The 17,486-nt window shown below is 70.1% G+C and carries 13 protein-coding genes; 7 read left to right on the top strand and 6 right to left on the bottom strand.

Annotated features, from left to right (window positions below; all coding sequences use genetic code 11):
* Positions 1-109 precede the first annotated feature (109 nt).
* A complete protein-coding gene (locus tag ACQEVI_RS22465) occupies positions 110-6,160 on the top strand; it encodes an Ig-like domain-containing protein (RefSeq protein WP_432903055.1) in 6,051 nt (2,016 codons plus the stop codon).
* A gap of 38 nt (positions 6,161-6,198) precedes the next feature.
* Here the strand turns inward: ACQEVI_RS22465 and ACQEVI_RS22460 are convergent, their stop codons facing one another.
* Positions 6,199-7,635 (bottom strand): glycoside hydrolase family 30 protein, encoded by a 1,437-nt coding sequence (locus ACQEVI_RS22460; protein ID WP_432903052.1) that lies wholly within the window; start codon positions 7,633-7,635, stop codon positions 6,199-6,201.
* Between the two features lie 216 nt (positions 7,636-7,851).
* On the opposite strand from ACQEVI_RS22460, the gene ACQEVI_RS22455 reads away from it, so the two are divergent.
* Complete coding sequence (locus ACQEVI_RS22455; protein WP_377139468.1) at positions 7,852-8,073, top strand: hypothetical protein; 222 nt, start codon at positions 7,852-7,854, stop codon at positions 8,071-8,073.
* 117 nt (positions 8,074-8,190) lie between these two features.
* Positions 8,191-8,610 carry a BlaI/MecI/CopY family transcriptional regulator gene (locus ACQEVI_RS22450; protein ID WP_432903048.1) on the top strand — a complete coding sequence of 140 codons (420 nt, stop codon included), beginning with the start codon at positions 8,191-8,193 and terminating at the stop codon, positions 8,608-8,610.
* A 39-nt stretch (positions 8,611-8,649) separates the two neighbouring features.
* Here the strand turns inward: ACQEVI_RS22450 and ACQEVI_RS22445 are convergent, their stop codons facing one another.
* The 3 genes from ACQEVI_RS22445 to ACQEVI_RS22435 all read right to left on the bottom strand — a co-directional run bounded on the left by ACQEVI_RS22445 (position 8,650) and on the right by ACQEVI_RS22435 (position 12,468).
* Entirely contained in the window at positions 8,650-9,267 is a 618-nt protein-coding gene (locus ACQEVI_RS22445; RefSeq protein WP_432903045.1) for a DUF5134 domain-containing protein, read from the bottom strand.
* A 149-nt stretch (positions 9,268-9,416) separates the two neighbouring features.
* Positions 9,417-10,694: a glucuronoxylanase gene (locus ACQEVI_RS22440; RefSeq protein WP_432903042.1), complete on the bottom strand. Its 1,278-nt coding sequence runs from the start codon at positions 10,692-10,694 to the stop codon at positions 9,417-9,419.
* A 211-nt stretch (positions 10,695-10,905) separates the two neighbouring features.
* Positions 10,906-12,468, bottom strand: a complete 1,563-nt coding sequence (locus tag ACQEVI_RS22435) for an alpha-N-arabinofuranosidase (protein WP_432903039.1) — start codon at positions 12,466-12,468, stop codon at positions 10,906-10,908.
* Positions 12,469-12,640: 172 nt separating this feature from the next.
* Here ACQEVI_RS22435 and ACQEVI_RS22430 point away from each other — a divergent pair, with 172 nt between their 5' ends.
* Positions 12,641-13,690 carry a LacI family DNA-binding transcriptional regulator gene (locus ACQEVI_RS22430; RefSeq protein WP_432903036.1) on the top strand — a complete coding sequence of 350 codons (1,050 nt, stop codon included), beginning with the start codon at positions 12,641-12,643 and terminating at the stop codon, positions 13,688-13,690.
* Here ACQEVI_RS22430 and ACQEVI_RS22425 read toward each other — a convergent pair.
* Positions 13,665-15,134 carry a cryptochrome/photolyase family protein gene (locus tag ACQEVI_RS22425; protein ID WP_432903033.1) on the bottom strand — a complete coding sequence of 490 codons (1,470 nt, stop codon included), beginning with the start codon at positions 15,132-15,134 and terminating at the stop codon, positions 13,665-13,667. The genes ACQEVI_RS22430 and ACQEVI_RS22425 overlap by 26 nt on opposite strands.
* A 262-nt stretch (positions 15,135-15,396) precedes the next feature.
* Between ACQEVI_RS22425 and ACQEVI_RS22420 the strand changes: the two genes are divergently transcribed.
* The 3 genes from ACQEVI_RS22420 (at position 15,397) to ACQEVI_RS22410 (ending at position 16,650) form a co-directional block, all read left to right on the top strand.
* On the top strand, positions 15,397-15,624 hold the full coding sequence (locus tag ACQEVI_RS22420; RefSeq protein WP_432903030.1) for a hypothetical protein: 228 nt from the start codon (positions 15,397-15,399) through the stop codon (positions 15,622-15,624).
* 89 nt (positions 15,625-15,713) lie between these two features.
* Entirely contained in the window at positions 15,714-16,154 is a 441-nt protein-coding gene (locus tag ACQEVI_RS22415) for a ribonuclease domain-containing protein (protein WP_432903027.1), read from the top strand.
* Between the two features lie 85 nt (positions 16,155-16,239).
* Positions 16,240-16,650 (top strand): barstar family protein, encoded by a 411-nt coding sequence (locus ACQEVI_RS22410; RefSeq protein WP_432903025.1) that lies wholly within the window; start codon positions 16,240-16,242, stop codon positions 16,648-16,650.
* A gap of 2 nt (positions 16,651-16,652) precedes the next feature.
* On the opposite strand, the gene ACQEVI_RS22405 is transcribed toward ACQEVI_RS22410, so the two are convergent.
* Positions 16,653-17,468, bottom strand: a complete 816-nt coding sequence (locus ACQEVI_RS22405; protein ID WP_432903022.1) for a hydrolase — start codon at positions 17,466-17,468, stop codon at positions 16,653-16,655.
* Positions 17,469-17,486 lie beyond the last annotated feature (18 nt).

Here is a 17,486-nt window from a genome sequence, read left to right as displayed (position 1 = left end):
CTACCCACCGATATTCGACGACTTTTCACCTTTGTACTCGGTAGGGTGCTCCGGTTGCGCCTGTGTGGACCGTCCGGGCGAGCAATCTTTCGTGGAATGAGGAGGACGCATGAGCCTGGTCTCACGCGCGTTGAAGAACCGTCGATCCGTGGTGTCTGCCGGTGTGGTGACCCTCTTCGGGGTGGGGCTCGTGAGCTTCGCGCTCCTGTACGAGGGCGAGACGACAGCCGACGTCGAGCTGAACGACTCGGGCGTCTGGGTGACGCGGACCGCGTACGGCGAGCTCGGCCGGTTCAACTACGACGCGAAGGCCTTGGACGGCGTCCTGCTGGCAGGCGCCGGAAGCTTCGACGTGGAGCAGGACGCACAGCGTGTCCTCCTGAACAGCACGAGCAAGTTCTCCGCGAGCCCGGTGAACCCGGGGCAGCTCGTCCTCGACGCCACGATGAAGCTTCCCGCCGGTGCGCAGGTCGCCTCGGGCAGCGCGACCACCGCCGTCTACGACCCGGAGACCGGCAGGGCCTGGGTCCTCCCGTTCGCCTCCACCACGTTCGACGAGACCAAGCTCAAGCCCACGGTCAAGGCGGGCACCGGTGGCAGGCTCGCCGTCGGCGACGACGGCACGGTCCTCCTCGCCGTCCCGGGCGACGGCAAGCTCTACACGATCCCCACCACCAAGCAGGGCGTCGCCGAGCAGGTGGACGAGGCGAGCCTCCCCCTCGGCGCCGACGCCGAGGTGCAGGTCTCCGCGGTGGGTGACGAACCAGTGGTGTTCGACCAGACGTCCGGGACCCTGGTCCTGCCGGGCGGCGAGACGGTCAAGATCGCCGACGGCGCACAGGGCACGCTGCAGCAGCCGTCGAGCGCGACCGGCAACGTGGTGGTCGCGACGCTGAACGGCCTGGTCGTCCAGCCGCTCGCAGGCGGGACCTCCACCCTGCACTCGCTGACGGACGGGCCCGCAGCTGTCGCATCGGCCCCCGTGCAGCTCGGCGGGTGCGTCTACGGCGCCTGGTCGGGACCTGGTCAGGTGGTCCGGGAGTGCGCGGGCGAGGCCGACGACGTCAGGCAGGCGCTGGAGGGTGCGGACGCCTCCACGAACCTGGTCTACCGCGTCAACCGTGAGGTCATCGTGCTGAACGACGTCGCGAACGGTCAGCTGTGGATGGCCGCCGACGACTTCGAGATGGTCGACGACTGGGACTACATGCAGCCCAAGGACGGCGACGGCGAGAAGACCGAGTCGGAGCAGACCACCGCTATGCAGGTCGACCACTTCGTGGCCGACCGGAACAAGGCCAACACCACGCCGGTACCCGAGGACGACTCGATCGGCGTCCGGCCCGGCCGCACCACCGTGCTGAACGTGCTGGGCAACGACATGGACAAGGACGGCGACGTGCTGACGGCCTCGGTCGTCACCCCGCCCGAGGGCGTCACCGTCGACCGCGTGCTCGGCGGAGCGGCCCTGCAGGCCGACGTGCCGGACGACGCGACCGGTGACACCACCTTCACGTACCAGGTCGACGACGGCCGCGAGAACGGCAAGGCGACCGCCGAGGCCACCGTGCGGATCGTACCGCTGACGGAGAACAACCCACCGGTCCAGCCCGACGGCGAACCCGTGCTCCAGGTGGGCCAGGACCGTCTGGCCAGCATGAAGGTGCTGCCGTACTTCCAGGACCCCGACGGCGACGACCTCTACCTCTCGAACGCGACTACCGCCAACCCGCTGGACGAGGTGCGGTTCCGCCCGGACGGCACCGTCGAGTTCCGTGACGGCGGCGGCGCCACGGGCCTCAAGGTGGTCGACATCCGGGTCTCGGACTCGGAGGGCGAGGCCTTCGAGGGCAAGATGCACGTGGACGTCGTCGCCGCCAACGTCGCGCCGGTGCCCGTCCAGGACCACGTGACCGTGCTGACCGGCGAACCGGTCACAGTGAACCCGATGGTGAACGACCACGACGCCAACGACGACAAGCTGCGGCTGACGAGCGTCACCGAGGCAGCCGGCGCCAGCATCACGCAGAACACGTCGGCGGGGAACTTCAAGTTCCGGAGCGACCAGGCGGGCTCGTACGACGTGCCCTACTACATCTCCGACGGCATCGAGCAGACGATGGGTCTGGTGCGGGTCGACGTGGTGGATCCGCCCGAGGAGGCGGGCGCGCCGGTGGCCGTCTCGGACCAGGTGCTGCTGCCGACCGGCGGTTCCGCCCTGGTCGACGTGCTGGCCAACGACACCGACCCCGCGGGCGGCGTGCTCGTGGTGCAGGGCGTGAACGTGCCCACCGGCGCTCCGGTGAACGTGTCGGTGCTGAACCACCAGATCCTGAAGGTGTCCGAGATCAAGCGGCTCGGCGAGCCCGTCCTCGTGACCTACCGGGTCGCGAACGGCTCGGGTACGGTCACGGGCCAGGTGCGCGTGGTGCCCATCCCGGCGTCCGCGCAGATGCGGCCGCCGGAGGCAGGCCCTGACGAGGCGACCGTCCGCGTCGGCGACGTGGTGACGATCCCGGTGCTGAAGAACGACAGCCACCCGGACGGTCTCGCGATGAAGGTCACCGACCAGCTGCAGGAGGCGCCGCCGTCCTCGCTCGGTGAGGCCTTCGTCTCCGAGAACACCGTGCGCTTCCGGGCCGGTGACAAGGCCGAGACCGTCCACGCGGTCTACGAGGTCGAGGACGCCAACGGCCAGAAGGACTCCGCGCAGGTCACCATCACCATCAAGGACGACCCGGAGAACACCGCCCCGCAGCTGCCGGACATCGAGGCACGGGTGCTCAGCACCGGCATCGTGCGGATCCCGCTGCCGCTCGACGGGATCGACCCCGACGGCGACCACGTGTCGCTCAGCTCCATCTCGGCGGCGCCCACCAAGGGCACCGCCAAGATCGTGGACGGGGCCATCGACTACCAGGCCTCCGACACCACGGGCTTCGACACCTTCGGCTACCAGGTCACCGACACGCGCGGGGCCCTCGGCAAGGGTGTCGTCCGGGTGGGTATCGCGGTGCCCCCGGCGACCAACCAGGAACCGCAGGCGATCGACGACGAGACCACGGTCCGGCCGGAGCGCACGGTAGCCATCCCGGCGCTGCTCAACGACTCGGACCCGGACGGGGACCGGATCAGCCTGGTCGCCAAGGGCTTCGAGGGCACCGAGGGCCTGAAGCCCAGGGCCGTCGATGACGACGTCGTCGTCACCGCGCCCGCCGAGGCCGGCCCGTACTCGTTCTACTACGGCATCCAGGACAGCTACCAGGCGGGGAACAGCGGCGCGATCACGCTGAACGTCGACCCGGACGCACCGCTGCTGCGCCCCATCGCACACGACGACGTGGTGACGTCCGACGACGTCGAGGGCCGCTCCAGCGTCACGGTGAACGTGCTCGCCAACGACACCGACCCGGACGGCGTGGGCGCCGACCTGGACGTGAGCGTCGACCCGGGCCTCGAGGGGGTGACGGTCACGGAGTCGAACGCGATCAAGGTCGAGCTCACCGAGAACGCCCGGGTCATCACGTACACCGTCACCGACATGGACGGCCTGGAGGCCAAGGCGTTCGTGCGGGTACCGGGCGACCAGGCGCGGCCGCACATCAAGCCGGGCCTGGCTCCGCTCAAGGCCTTCAGCGGTGACCCGCTCACCATCGAGCTCGAGGACTACGTGGTGGTCCGGGAGGGCCACAAGCCGCGCATCACCAAGGACAACACGGTCAAGGCCGTGGCGGGCAAGGTCGCGATGACCGACCACGACACGCTCGTGTACACCTCCGCGGAGGACTACGCGGGAGCGGCGTCGGTCAGCTTCGAGGTGACCGACGGCACCGGCCCCGACGACGCCAAGGGCCTGACCGCGGTGCTGACGCTGCTGATCGACGTCGTCCCCTCCAACAACCAGCCGCCGAAGATCACCGGCACCCCGGTGCTCGAGGTCGCGGCCGCCGAGAAGGCGACCGTCGACCTGTCGCGCTACGTCAAGGACCCGGACAAGGACCCGCTGACCTTCCAGGTCGGGAGCAAGAACGGCATAGAGATGAGTGTCTCCGGCACGACGGTGATCGGCGAGGTCGGGGCGGTCCCCAAGGGCACCGTCGCACGGCTCCCGATGACCGTCTCCGACGGCAGGAACCCGGCCGTCCGCGCCGAGCTGACCGTCAAGGTCGTGCAGTCCACCAAGCCGGAGGTGAAGACGACCGACGACAAGGTGCCGGACGCGCACCAGGGCAAACCGTCGACCGTCCCGGTACTGAGGAACGACACCAACCCGTTCCCCGGGACACCGCTGAAGGTGGTCGCGGCGGCCAGCGAGGCGGGCGGGGGCAAGGTGTCGTTCACCGACTCCGACGTGGTCGTCACTCCCGAGGATGACTTCACCGGCGTCATGACGGTGCGGTACACGGTGCAGGACGGCACCGGGGACCCGGACCGCCAGGTCGACGGCTTCGTGAAGCTCACGGTGCTGGGCAAGCCCGACGCTCCCCGGGCGCCCCGCATCGAGGAGGTGCGTTCCCAGACCGTGGTGCTGAGCTGGGACCAGCCCAACAACAACGGCGCCGACATCACCAGCTACACCCTGCGCACCGACGGCGGTCAGGAACACAGGTGCGCCACGACCACCTGCACGTTCGACGGGCTGCGGAACAACGTGAAGTACACGTTCACGGTCGTCGCGACCAACGAGGTGGCCGACTCGGCGCCGTCACCGGCGTCCGCCGAGGTGCGGCCCGACGAGAAGCCGGAGAAGCCGGAGCCGCCGACGCTCAAGTTCGGCGACCAGAAGCTGACGGTCTCGTGGAAGAACAGGGCGTACACGGACCGGTCCCCGATCGAGTGCGTCACCCTCGAGATCAGCCCGCCGCCGGCTGACAACGTCTCCCAGAAGACATGCGAGACCAGCAGTCCGATCGAGTGGACGGGGCTGCAGAACGGCACCTCCTACACGGTGCGGGTCCAGGCGAGGAACGAAGCGGAGCAGCCGTCGGACTGGAGCGACCCGTCCGCGGAGGAGACCCCCGCCGCGAAGCCCGCGCAGCCGAACCCACCGACCGCCACCAGCTCGGACACTGCCGCCGGTGGTCAGATCACCGTCGCCTGGCAGGCCCCGGCGAACAACGGTGACGCGATCAGGAAGTACTACGTGACCGAGTACCGGGACGGGGTCAGGACCAGGACCATGACGGACAGCGACCTGGAGATGGTCGTCCAGAAGCTGAGCACCGAGTCTGCCTACAAGTACACGGTCCAGGCCGAGAACAAGGCGGGCAGGTCGCCGGTCAGCGCGGAGTCCGCCGAGACGGTGCCGTACGGCACACCGGACCCCGTGGGCACCCCGACGGCCCGGCTCGGCTCGGAGACCAGCGGTCAGGTGGACGTGCAGTGGAACCGCATCAGCGACTTCCGCGGCAAGGGCGGGTTCTACAACGTCCGGGCCAACGGTGGGACGGCCCACAACGCGGGCGCCAACCCGCCGTACACCCACAAGGGCCTGAACAACGGGACGTCGTACACCTTCCAGGTACAGGCATGCAACGCGGGAGGCGCCTGCTCGGTCTGGTCGGACTCGTCGAACGCGCAGACGCCGTACGGTCCGCCGATCCAGCCGACGATCACCGCCACCCCCGGGATCGGGAACGTGTCCTTCACGTGGGACGCGGACGGGTACAACGGCGTGGAGACCAGGGTCCAGGTGTCCGGGGCCGTCAGCAGCACGAGCAAGACCGGCACCGCGACGGCGGACGGCAACCCTGGTCAGACCCTGCAGGCCTGCGTCAGGGTCACCGACGAGAACGGGGAGAGCAAGGAGGCGTGCGACTCGGCGCAGGTACTGCAGCCGAGGGCGTGGGTGACGGCGGCGAACAGCGGGCCGAACTCCAGCACCCGCTACTGGGTGGTGAACTGGGAGGGCTTCGACGCGACCAGCCAGGTCGCGTGCTGGGCGGGTGACACGTCGGGCGTCGACAACGGACCGAACTACTGGCACGACATCCACGAGGGGCACGCCAGGACGTGGGAGGGCAGCACCAAGTACCCGATGAACGGCTCCTCGGGCTCGAGGCAGCTCTCCTGCTACATGGGCTCGAGCTACAACGGGACAGAGGTCGCGTTCATGGTCGACGGTGTCCGGTACGAGACCAGGATCTGGAACGTCCGCTGACGCCGGGCGGCCCTCGCCGCCCGGCGCTCACGCCCGGCTCACCGCCCCGTCACGAGCGTGACGAGCGACCGGCCGGGCAGCTCCAGCCCCGTGGCACCGCGTGCCCTGGTGGCGATCGTGTCGACCTGTTGCAGGTCGTGGTCGTTGTCGGTCAGGTAGGTGGTCACGGGGCTGGACACATCGATGTCCGTGCTCACCGGCGTCTGGTTGAGGTTGAGGAGCTGTACGACGCGTGAGCCGTCCGGGTTCCGGTAGGCCGAGACCTTGAGACCCTCCGTCTCGTGCTCGACGCCGAACCGGACGGCGCCCGGGTCGATGAACCGGCTGAACGCCGAGAAGACGTAGTACCTCGACGACACCCGGTACGTGTCCCCGGCGACGTCGGCCTGGATCAGCGAGGCGGACGCGCCCTGGCTGACGCCCAGCCACCACAGGTAGGCGGTGACCTCTGCCTGAGCCAGTGAGTCGTGCATGTGCTCCGCCATGACCACGCCGTCGGTGGAGACGCCCTGGCCGCCGTCCCAGTTCTCGTTCCACCCGGCCGCCGAGGCCGACGAGGCCCACTCCGACATCCAGACGGGCTTGTTCGTGCCGGCGGGCGTCGCCGACCGGCTGGCGTAGGAGTGCGCGCTGTACGCGTCGAGATACCGCCACGCACGCCTGTCGGCCTTGAGCGCCTCGAGGTACGGCTTGCCCTGCTCCCAGCCGAACGAGTCGCAGCACACGACGCCGTAGCCGGCCCGCTTCGCGACGGGGCCGACGATGCCGGTGAACTCCGCCGCCTGCGCCGGGGTGAACAGCATCGACTCGTAGCTCGCGGTCCAGTCCGGCTCGTTGGTGAAGGCGATGCTCTCGATGTCGATGCCCTCCTGGCCGTAGAAGTCGGCCCACGCCACCAGGTAGTTCGCGTACGCCTCGGTCCAGTCGCCGCTCGCACAGGTGGCGCCCGCGAGACCGCACAGCGCACCGCCCCGGACGGCCGAGCCGTTGGTCTTCATGTAGGCGGGCGCGGTCCAGGCGTTGCCGAAGAAGCGCTCGACGCCGCGCGCCTTGGCCTCCTGGGCGAACCAGACCGAGCCGTTGTCCCACCCGTCCCACTGGTACTGCGGCTGCGCGTCAGGGCCGCCCGGATCCTCGGGCTGGATCGAGAGCATCACGTCGTAGGTGTCGTGGCTCTGGCCACCGATCCCGATCCGCAGGATGTCCGGCGCGGCGCCGTCCCTGCCCAGCAGGAGGTCGAGCGCCTCCGAGCGCTGCGGCTCCGAGATCTGGTGCAGCAGGGTGGCCCGCTGGAACGCGCTCGAGAACCCGAAACCCTCGACGGTCTGGTGCCGGTCCCTCGGCCGGAGGTCGATGGCGGTGCCGGGGCTTGACCGGTCGGTGGCCACGAACCCGGCTGCGCCGGGCGCCAGGACCGCCCCCACGAGGCAGGTGACGGCCGTCGTGGTCAGGACAACGGAAAGTGCTCGTCTCATGGTGCTCTCCTTTGAGCCCTTGGGGGTCGCCTTCCTCACGTGCACGGTCACGCTATCCCGGGACCGGCTGCTTTGAAAACGTTCTCTTCCAGGGCGGCGCATCACGCCGATATCTTGACGTGTTGTAGAGATATGCGTGACCCTCGTAGAGGGCACCAGCCCGGCACGAAGTCCGTTCCGTTCCATCCCATGCACGTCCAGGCAAAGGAGACAACGATGAGCGACAACCCTCAGCTTCTTCATGTGGCCACGTTCTGCGGCAAGTGCGACTGCGGCTGCCCGGAGCTGTTCGTCGACCCGAGCGCCGAGCCCTTGAAGCAGATAGTGATCACCGACGACTTCGGTCAGCGGATCCAGATGAGCCACGACCAGCTCGCGGACCTGGTGGAGCAGGCGCGCAGCGGCGCACTGGACGCGGCGGCGCTCCAGCCGGCCTGACGCCTGACGCCTGACGCCTGACGACCGTTCCGTCCGGGATCCCGGACGACGCAGAGGTGGCTGCCCATCAGCGAATGGGCCGCCACCTTTGCAGTATGGTCCTGCCAGGAGGGCAAAATGTCAGGCAGGGCACGGGCAGGCAGGACCCCGGCAGGCAGGACCCGCGAACGCGGACAGCTCGAGGCAGAGGTCATGCGAATCCTCTGGAGCCACGAGGACGCGATCGGAGCGAGGGTCGTCCAGGAGAGCTTCGGGGACGAGCACGTCCCGGCCTACACGACACTCCTGACGGTGCTCGACCGCCTCCAGAAGAAGGGTGAGGTCGTCCGGATCGCGACCTCCCCGCGGAAGGTCCGCTTCCGGCCCACCCGTTCGGACGGCGAGCGCGCGGGAGCGGCGATGCTGTCCGTGCTGGAGAGCACCGGCGACCGCGAGGAAGCGCTCGCCCAGTTCGCGGACCACCTGACCGCGCGAGACGCCGAGATGCTGGAGCGCGCGCTACGGCCGAGGCACACCGAGGGGCAGCGCGCCGGCTGATCCGGCGCCCGTCGGCCCGGGCTGTTCGGCCCCGGCCGATCAGCCCGTGAGCATGAGCCAGCACATCGCGGCCATCCCGAAGCTCATCGCGGAGCTCGCCAGCAGGTCGGAGCCGGTATGGCCGCGCACCGAGCCACCACCGCGCAGGTAGCGGAACAGGGCGACGAGGAAGACCGTCCCGCCGACCACGAGCGCCGCGAGCAGCAGCGCACCGCTGACCGTGGACCAGCCGCTCAGCTGCGCGTGCGCCTCTGCGTGGTCTGCGGCGTGCACCGCTCCGTGTCCCGTCGCGAGCGTTCGCGACGCCGTCAGGTCAGGGTGCATGACCACCACCGCCCAGACCATCGCCAGCATCATGACGGCGTGCACGGCCTGGGTCCCGGGGTTCTCGTGGTGGCAGGCCCGCGGGGCTACGGTCGCCGGGCCGCGCGACAGGGCATCGGCCTGGTGCCAGCCGGCAGCCGCGGCGAAGAACACCGCGGCCAGCACGAAGAAGGCCAGCTGCGGCGGCGCGGGCAGGCGGACCCACCACGGCCACACCATCGCGACCATCACGAGGTTCATGCCCAGGTGGCACAGATAACCGGTCACGGCGAACGGCTGGCGTGAGGTCACGAGACGCCAGAGGGAGTGCGCGCCGAGAGCGGCGAACAACACTGTCAGGATCCACTGCACGGCTGGGTCGGACGGCACTGGCGCCCCCGCGTTCTCGACAAGCGACAACAGCGATCAAACCGCCGCGACATTACCACATGATGTAGAGATGAAGTGGGGTCGACGACGTCAGAACCGGGTCCCCGAGAGCCCTACTCCGTGACGAAGGTCCTGATGCTCTGCGCCGGCAGCTCCGAGCCGAACGCACCGTTCGTCATGACCACCCTGTTGTACGGGGCGAGCGTCCGGTTCGCGTCCGTCACCCAGGTGGAGAACGCGCCGGAACCCGCACCCTCCACGCTGAACGGGACGTAGACCCCCGCGGAGGTCTTGTTGATCGCGACGATCACGAGCTTCGAGCCGTTCGTGAACGCGGTGACGAAGACGTTCGACTCGGGGTTCGCGGTCGCCGTGACGCGCCAGTAGCCGGGGCGTACCCACTTCGAGAAGTGCGCCATGTTCGCGCCACGCTTGCTGATCTGCCCGTCCTCGCGCATCGGCCCGTACGAACGGCGGATGTACCACCACACGTACGCCTGGAACCGGCCGTACAGGAGGGCGTTGTGCATGTTCTCGCCGGTGGCGAGCGACTGCGGCCACAGGTCTGCCGAGTCGGTGCTGTTGGGGTGGTAGACCTCCGTCATCCACAGTTCCTTGCCCGCACCCTTCTGCACGAAGAGCGGGTAGGCGAGGTCCGAGGTCAGGGTGCCGTACAGGTGCGCCCCGAGGATGTCGACGTTGGCCAGCGCCGCGGGGTCGTTGAGGATCGGGTCGGAGAAGTTCTTCCGGTACTGGAACGACTCCGGGGCGATGACCCTGGCGTCGATCGACCCGGCGTTCTCGCGGAGGAACCGGACGATCTCGGCCGGCGTCCACGCCGTCCAGTCGTGCGCGTAGTCGGGTTCGTTCTGGACGGAGATCCCGTAAAGGGGCACCCCGCGGTCGCGCATGTAGCGCACGAAGTCGTTCAGGTGCCGGGCGTAGTTGCCGTACTGGTCGTAGCGCAGCCGCTTGCCGCCGGAGAAGGTCTCCGTCATCGCCGCCGGCGGGTTCCACGGCGACGCGAAGACCTTGGCCCCGAGCTCGATCGCACGCTTGGCCGTCGCGACCTCGCCGGCCCACCTGGCCGGGTCCTCGTGGACGGGGATCCGCAGGATCGTGAAGCCGAGCTGGCCGGCACCGTTCCCGAACGCCGTCTGACGCTGTGCCGCCGTGAGGTCGCTGATCCAGGCCGTGTGGTTCATACCGCCGAAGCCCTGGATCGTCTGCTGCCGGATCGACGGCTGGACGAGCACCTGGGCCGCGGCGGCAGGCTGCGCCGACACCAGGCCGGCCGCACCCACCGCGGCGGTGGCGGAGAGCGTGAGGAAGGCCCGCCTGCTGACGGGGTCGAAGCGCGGCTCGTCGGTTCTCCTGGGAAGCAGCATCATTGCCCTCTCTGTCGTCGGAGCGCTGTGAAACGTTATCCACTCGGCCGCACCGCTCGACGTCGAACGGTGGGCGCATACCTCGCGGACGACCGGGCTCCATTACCCGGTCATTCGTGACGAACGGTACGGCGCGCACGATACGCCGCCGAGCCGCCGGACGTCGACCATGACTTCGGTCAGGGCGTCGGTCCGGCGGGGTCGGTCCAGCGCGTCAGTCGTCGGCGCCCAGCTCCAGCGCGACGGTGACGTACGAGTGCGCGGGCACGTCGAGCTCGAGGCCGCGCGGGTGCCTGCGGATCTCCTCCAGCTTGCGCGGCGCCACCGCCTCGGGCCGCTCCGGCGTGTTGTGGCCGTGCAGCTCCGGCGCCGTCAGGATCTGTGCCGAGAAGCCGACGACGTCGCGGCCGCGCAGGTCGAGCACCACGGTGCGGGCCTGGGAGGCGTCGAGGTGGGACAGCGAGACGTGCGCCGTCGACCCCTTGGTGGACGCCGAGGCCGACAGGAGCTGCATCTCCTTGCCGTCGACAGCGCGCGTGGCGCCGGGCGCGACGACGTGCGCGGCGAGCGACGTGGCGTCGTGGTGCGGGGCGTTCATCGCGAACACGTGGTACGTCGGGGTGAGCACGAGGGCGCCGGTGTCCGGGTCGGTGAGGATCATCGCCTGCAGCACGTTCACCGTCTGGGCGATGTTCGCCATGACCACCCGGTCCGCGTGCCGGTGGAACGCGTCGAAGTGGACGCTGGCGACCAGCGCGTCACGCAGGGTGTTCTGCTGGTACAGGAATCCCGGGTTGGTGCCGTGCTCGACGTTCCACCACGTGCCCCACTCGTCGACCACGAGGCCCACGCGCTTGTTGGGGTCGTAGCGGTCCATCACCGTGCTGTGCCGGGTGAGCAGCTCGTTCATGTGCCCCGCGCGGGACAGGGCGAGGTACCACTCGTCCTCGGAGAAAGCGGTGGCGCTGCCCTTGTCCTCCCAGGATCCGGTCATCGTGTAATAGTGCAGCGAGATCCCCTGGAACGGCCCTGCCGGCCCGTCGGCCTTGTCGAGCGGGCCGAAGGACTTCATCAGGACCTCGGTCCAGTGGTAGTCGTCGTCCGAGGCGCCCGCCGCGATGCGGTAGACGTCGTTGCCCGCGTGGTTGCGCACGTACGTCGAGTACTGCCGCGCCAGCGAGGCGAACTGCTCGACCCGCAGGTTGCCGCCGCAGCCCCACGCCTCGTTGCCCAGGCCGAAGAAGGGCACCTTCCAGGGCTCCTCCCGGCCGTTCTGCCGGCGCAGCGCCGCCATCGGGGAGTCGTCGGCGCGGGTGAGGTACTCGATCCACTCGCTCATCTCCGCCACCGTGCCCGAGCCCACGTTGCCGCTGATGTACGCGTCCGCGCCGAGCAGCTCGCACAGCGCCATGAACTCGTGCGTCCCGAACGAGTTGTCCTCGACGACGTCGCCCCAGTGGGAGTTGACCATCCGCGGGCGTTCCGCACGCGGGCCGATACCGTCGCGCCAGTGGTAGTCGTCGGCGAAGCATCCACCGGGCCAGCGCAGGTTCGGGATCTGGAGCGCTCGCAGCGCCTCGACGATGTCGAGGCGGATGCCGCCGACGTTCGGGATCGGCGAGTCCTCCCCCACCCAGAACCCGCCGTAGATGCAGCGTCCGAGATGTTCGGCGAAGTGCCCGTAGACGTGTCGGCTGATCGTGGGCCCGGGCAGGTCGAGATCGATCACGACGCGGGCAGATTCGGTGGACGGCTGAGTGGACAGCTCAGTGGGCATGCGAAAGGCCTTCCGGACGCAGGGGTTCGACCGAGGTATCGTTTCCTCAAGGGCGCAGAGGAGCCGCTTTGACAGCCGGAATTCACTGGTCCTCGTCGCTGCGGTAACGATTCCCTCGGCGGATGCGGATGTCAAGAGGCGTCCTCCGGTCGAGACGGTGAGGAAGGTTCGTATGAGTACCAGCCCACGTGCGGTGACCATCGGCGACGTGGCACGGGCGGCACAGGTCTCGACCACCACCGTGTCGAAGGTGATCAACGGGCTGCCCCGCGTCGCACCGCGGACCCGCGAGCGCGTGCTGGACGTGGTCGCCGAGCTCGGCTACCAGGCGAATCCCACCGCGCGGAACCTGCGGGCGGGCCGCACGGACGCCATCGGCCTGCTGGTGCCGGAGCTCGACCGGCCGTACTTCGGTCAGCTCGCGACCCGCCTCGCCGACGCCCTGGAGCCCACCGGCAGGCACCTCGTCGTCCAGCGCTCGGGCCTGAGCCGGGCCGACGAGCTGGCCGCCGCCTCGTTCGCCCGCCTCCGCATGTACGACGGCGTGATCATCACCGTCGTCGGGCTCAACCCTCCCGACCTGGAGCAGCTCAACTTCCGCACGCCGGTGGTGCTCGTCGGCGAGCGCCCGCTCCCCCGGACGTTCGACCACGTGATGATGGACAACGTCGAGGGCGCCGCGGCCGCCACCGCGCACCTGCTCGAACGTGGGTCGCGCCGCATCGTGATGCTGGGCGGACGACAGGGCACGACGGAGCAGGACATGCCGACGCTCCGCACGCTGGGCTACTACAAGGCGCACGCCCGCCTCGGCGTCCCGCTGGACGAGGGGCTCGTCGCACCGATCCGGCTGCTGGACATGGCGTCGGGTTACGCGGCGGTCCGCCGCCTCGCCGACGACGGCGTCGCGTTCGACGGCATCGTCGCCGTCACCGACGTCGTGGCCATCGGTGCGCTGCGCGCCCTCGGGGACCTGGGGATCCGGGTCCCCGAGGACGTCCAGGTCGTCGGGTTCGACGACATCGACGAGACGGAGTTCACCACGCCACGGCTCACCTCCGTCGACCCCGGCAACGAGCAGATCGCCGCGACCGTCCTCCGGTTCCTGGAGTCCCGGATGGCCGCCCACTCGAGCGAGCAGCCCGAGGCGGCGTCCGAGCCGACCACCGAGGTGACCATCCCCGCGCGGCTCGTGGTCAGGGAGTCGACGCGCCCCGCGTAGCGCTGCTGCGTGCCCGGCCGGCAGCGGGCAGGTCCGCCTCGCCCGTACCGCCTTCGGGCTTGCGACGTCTGGCCTCCTGGACCGCCTGGTAGCGGTCCAGGGCCACCGCGCGTTCGTGCTTGTGGTCGACGACGGGCGCCGGGTACCCGGCCGGTGGGCCGTCCGGCAGCGTCCAGGGCTTGTGCACCGCCTTGCCGGTCACACCCGCTAGTTCTGGGACGTAGGTCCGCACGTAGTCGCCGTCCGGGTCGAACCGTTCGCCCTGCAGCACCGGGTTGAACACGCGGAAGAACGGTGCCGCGTCGGTGCCGGTGCCGGCGACCCACTGCCAGCCGTGCTGGTTGGAGGCGAGGTCGCCGTCGACGAGCAGCCGCATGAAGTGCCTGGCGCCCCACCACCACGGCAGGTGCAGGTCCTTGACGAGGAACGACGCGGTGATCATGCGCACGCGGTTGTGCATCCACCCCTCGGCCAGGAGCTGCCGCATCCCGGCGTCGACGACGGGAAACCCGGTACGCCCCTCCTGCCAGGCGGCGAACAGCCGGTCGGCGTCCGGCCCGCTGTCGGTCTCGAGCGCGTCGAAGGCGCGGTCGTAGTTGCGGCGAGCGGAGTCCGGGCGCTGGTCGAGGACATCGGCGTAGAAGTCGCGCCACGCGAGCTCGTTGCGGTACGAGCGCGACCCCGCCGACGTGCCGGCCGCGAGGTCGGCGAGCAGGGTGCGGGGGTGCACGCAGCCGTACTTCAGGTAGACCGACATGCGCGAGGTGCCCGGCTGGTCGGGCCGGTCACGGCCGTCCGCGTACTCCTGGAGGTGGTCCCGCACGAACTCCTGCCAGCGCTGCCGCGCCGCCCGCTCGCCGGGCTCGGGCAGGGTCGCGTCGACGTCGGGCGGGGCAGGCACCGCCGTCGCCCGCACCTCGACCGTCGCGGGATCGATCCAGTCCAGGGAGCCGGCGTCGGTGTCTGCCGGGGCGCGCCATCCGTGGTCGGCCCACACCTTGCTGAACGGGGTGAACACCCGGTAGCGGCCGCCGTCCCCCGTCCGGACCCGACCTGGCGCCACCGCATAGGGAGAACCGGTACGCACCAGCTCGCGGTCCTCCTCGGCCAGCGCACGCTCCACGGCGCGGTCGCGGTCCTGGCCGTAGGGTCCGAAGTCGGCGGCGATGTGGACGGTCCCGGCGCCGATCGCGCGGGCTACCTGCGGGACGACGTCCACCGGGTTCCCCTCGACGACCAGGAGGCGGCCGCCCAGGCTCTGGTCGAGGTCCCGCAGGCAGCCGTACAGGAACCACAGCCGCGCCTTGCCCGCGGGCTCGATCAGGTGCGGGTCGAGCACGAACAGGGCGAGGGCGGGCGAGCCCTCGCCCGCAGCCAGGAAGGTGGGCTGGTCGGCCACGCGAAGGTCGCGACGGAACCACACCAGTGCCGGGGACGCAGTCATCGCATCAACGTAACCGTGCCGGATGCGCGTTGCCATCCGCGTCGCCGCCGAGTCATGACGCCTGATCTCACACCGACGGTCTCGGTGGTGATCCCGGTACGCGACGACGCACGGGCGTTGGACGTGTGCCTGTCCCTGCTCGCGCGGCTCGACGCCGACTCCCGGCCCGGACCGCGGTGGGTGCAGACGATCGTGGAACGGATGTCCGCCGATCCGGGCCTCGATGCGCTCCGGCGCGTGGCGAGCCGTACACCGGGACGTCGTGCGCGACGACGCAGAGGTGCACGACGACCTCGACCTGGCGTTCCGGCTCGGCCCCGGCCGGCGCATCCGGCTCGACCGTTCGTGGCGGGTGGGGGTGTCCGCGCGGAGCCTGCACGGGCGGCGGCAGCGGCGTCGGCGGCTCGATCGCGCCTGGCGCACCCTGCGCGTCAACTGGCAGGTCTCGCCTCCGTGGGAGCGGTGGCTGCGGACAATACGGACAAGTTAAATTCACCCGCAGGTGGGTGTGTCGTCGGGTCCGCGTCGGGTAGGCGGGCCAGTATTCCCCCCGGTAGTCCCAACCGAGAGGGGAACAGCGTGTCCGAGAACCACAGCACCGCGTCCGTCCAGAAGCACGGCGTCCTGTCCACGATGCTCAGGATGCTCGTCGTCCTGACGGCCATGGTCGGCTTCGTCGCCGGCGGCGTCACCGTCGCGCAGCCGGCCGACGCGAGCGTCTTCAACTCCTGCACGCACAGCGGCTGCGCGGAGGCGTACTCCTCGAACTCGATCTGGAGCTCCAAGGGCTACCCGAGCACGCGCGGCTGGGTCAGCTGGCCGGGCGGCCAGTGCAACTTCGCGGGCGGCGTGCACCAGAACCGCGAAGGTCAGCTGCCGGCCGGCCACTCCTACCTCGAGTTCGACGTCACGCCGCGCGCCTGCGGCGCCGCGCGGCAGTCCTACCGGCTCATCCTGGACCGCACCAACGGCGACCTCTACTTCTCGCCGAACCACTACGGCGACTTCTACAAGATGTGACCCGGCCCCGTGCGTTGCGTCCGGCCCGGCACGGGCCGGACGCAACGCACGGACCCGGCAATGAGCGGACGGATAGCCTCGGACCATGACTCGTGACCTCCCCGTGCTCGTCGTCGACGGGACGCGGTTCAGCGACCTCGACGGTTTCGCCCGCGAGTTCTCCCGTCTGCTGAACGGGTACACCTGGCGAGGAAACCTCGATGCTCTCGACGACGTGCTCCGCGGGGGGTACGGGACGCCCGACGGCGGCTGGACGCTGAGGTGGGTCGCCTCGGAGACGTCCCGGGCGGCCCTGGGCCACGCGGAAACGGCCCGACGGCTGGAGCGGCTGCTGCCCGGCGTCGACCCGTCGAACCGCGCGGCCTTCGAGGCGAGGCTCGATGCGGCGCGGCGCGGCGCGGGCCCGACGCTGTTCGACGAGATCGTCGCCATCGTCCGCGAGCACGGGCCCGGTGGCACGGAATCGGCGGACGGGATCCTGCTCGAGCTGAGCTAGGTCTACGTCAGGTGGTCGAAGTCGCCGCGGGTCCAGGCCGCGTGACGCTCCGCCGAGCGCAGCACGACCTCGTGCGCGTCGACCGGGACGACGCCCCGGAAGTTGTTGTACAGCCGGTCGAACTCGAACCGCCTGACGTGGTGCGCGATCCGCAGCGCCACCGCACCCGAGAGCGGGATCCGGTTCGGGTAGCTGCGCATGAACGAGACCGAGGTCCGGTCCGGGTTGGCGAAGATCGTGTCGCCACCCAGCAGCACACCCTTTCCCGAAGCCCCCGCCGCCCAGTGCGCGACCGTCGAGCCCGGGAAGTGCCCGCCCGGCTGGGTCAGGGTGACGCCGGGCAGGATCTCCCGGTCGTCCGTCCAGAGCTCGACGGCGTCGTCGGTCCGGGCGAGCCAGCCGGCGTCGGGCTCGCTCACGAGGACCGGCACACCGCCGAGCCGGCGGCTCCACTCGACCTGCACCCCGTACATATGTGGGTGACTGGCCACGATGTACGCCAGCCCGCCCGTGCCCTGGACCGCGGCGACCGCCGCGTCGTCGAGGTAGGCCGGGACGTCGAACATCAGATTGCCGCCGGCGGTGCGGACGATCTTCGCGGTGGGGCCGATCCCGACGTCGGGCATGGTCGTGAGGCCGTACAGGTCGGGTTCGAGCTCCTCGACGGCGATGGTCTGCCCGTCCGCCGCGAGCTCGTCGAGGGTGGTCCAGCGCTGCCCGTCGGCAGGCACCAGCTCGCGCTCGTCGGCGCAGACGGCGCACACGGCGGGCCGGTTCTCGTGCTCGACGCCGCACCTGGCGCAGATCCAGAACGTCACGCGACAGATCTCTCGCCT

Origin of the sequence: Promicromonospora sp. CA-289599 (genome assembly GCF_050936155.1) — a bacterium.
GTDB lineage: Bacteria > Actinomycetota > Actinomycetes > Actinomycetales > Cellulomonadaceae > Promicromonospora.
This window is presented reverse-complemented; position numbering and strand designations above follow the sequence as displayed.

Excerpts from the sequence above, each read along its gene's own strand:
- ACQEVI_RS22465 (WP_432903055.1), top strand. The coding sequence starts at position 110 with ATGAGCCTGGTCTCACGCGCGTTGAAGAACCGTCGATCCGTGGTGTCT.
- ACQEVI_RS22460 (WP_432903052.1), bottom strand. The coding sequence starts at position 7,635 with ATGAGACGAGCACTTTCCGTTGTCCTGACCACGACGGCCGTCACCTGC.
- ACQEVI_RS22455 (WP_377139468.1), top strand. The coding sequence starts at position 7,852 with ATGAGCGACAACCCTCAGCTTCTTCATGTGGCCACGTTCTGCGGCAAG.
- ACQEVI_RS22450 (WP_432903048.1), top strand. The coding sequence starts at position 8,191 with ATGTCAGGCAGGGCACGGGCAGGCAGGACCCCGGCAGGCAGGACCCGC.
- ACQEVI_RS22440 (WP_432903042.1), bottom strand. The coding sequence starts at position 10,694 with ATGATGCTGCTTCCCAGGAGAACCGACGAGCCGCGCTTCGACCCCGTC.
- ACQEVI_RS22435 (WP_432903039.1), bottom strand. The coding sequence starts at position 12,468 with ATGCCCACTGAGCTGTCCACTCAGCCGTCCACCGAATCTGCCCGCGTC.
- ACQEVI_RS22430 (WP_432903036.1), top strand. The coding sequence starts at position 12,641 with ATGAGTACCAGCCCACGTGCGGTGACCATCGGCGACGTGGCACGGGCG.
- ACQEVI_RS22425 (WP_432903033.1), bottom strand. The coding sequence starts at position 15,134 with ATGACTGCGTCCCCGGCACTGGTGTGGTTCCGTCGCGACCTTCGCGTG.
- ACQEVI_RS22410 (WP_432903025.1), top strand. The coding sequence starts at position 16,240 with ATGACTCGTGACCTCCCCGTGCTCGTCGTCGACGGGACGCGGTTCAGC.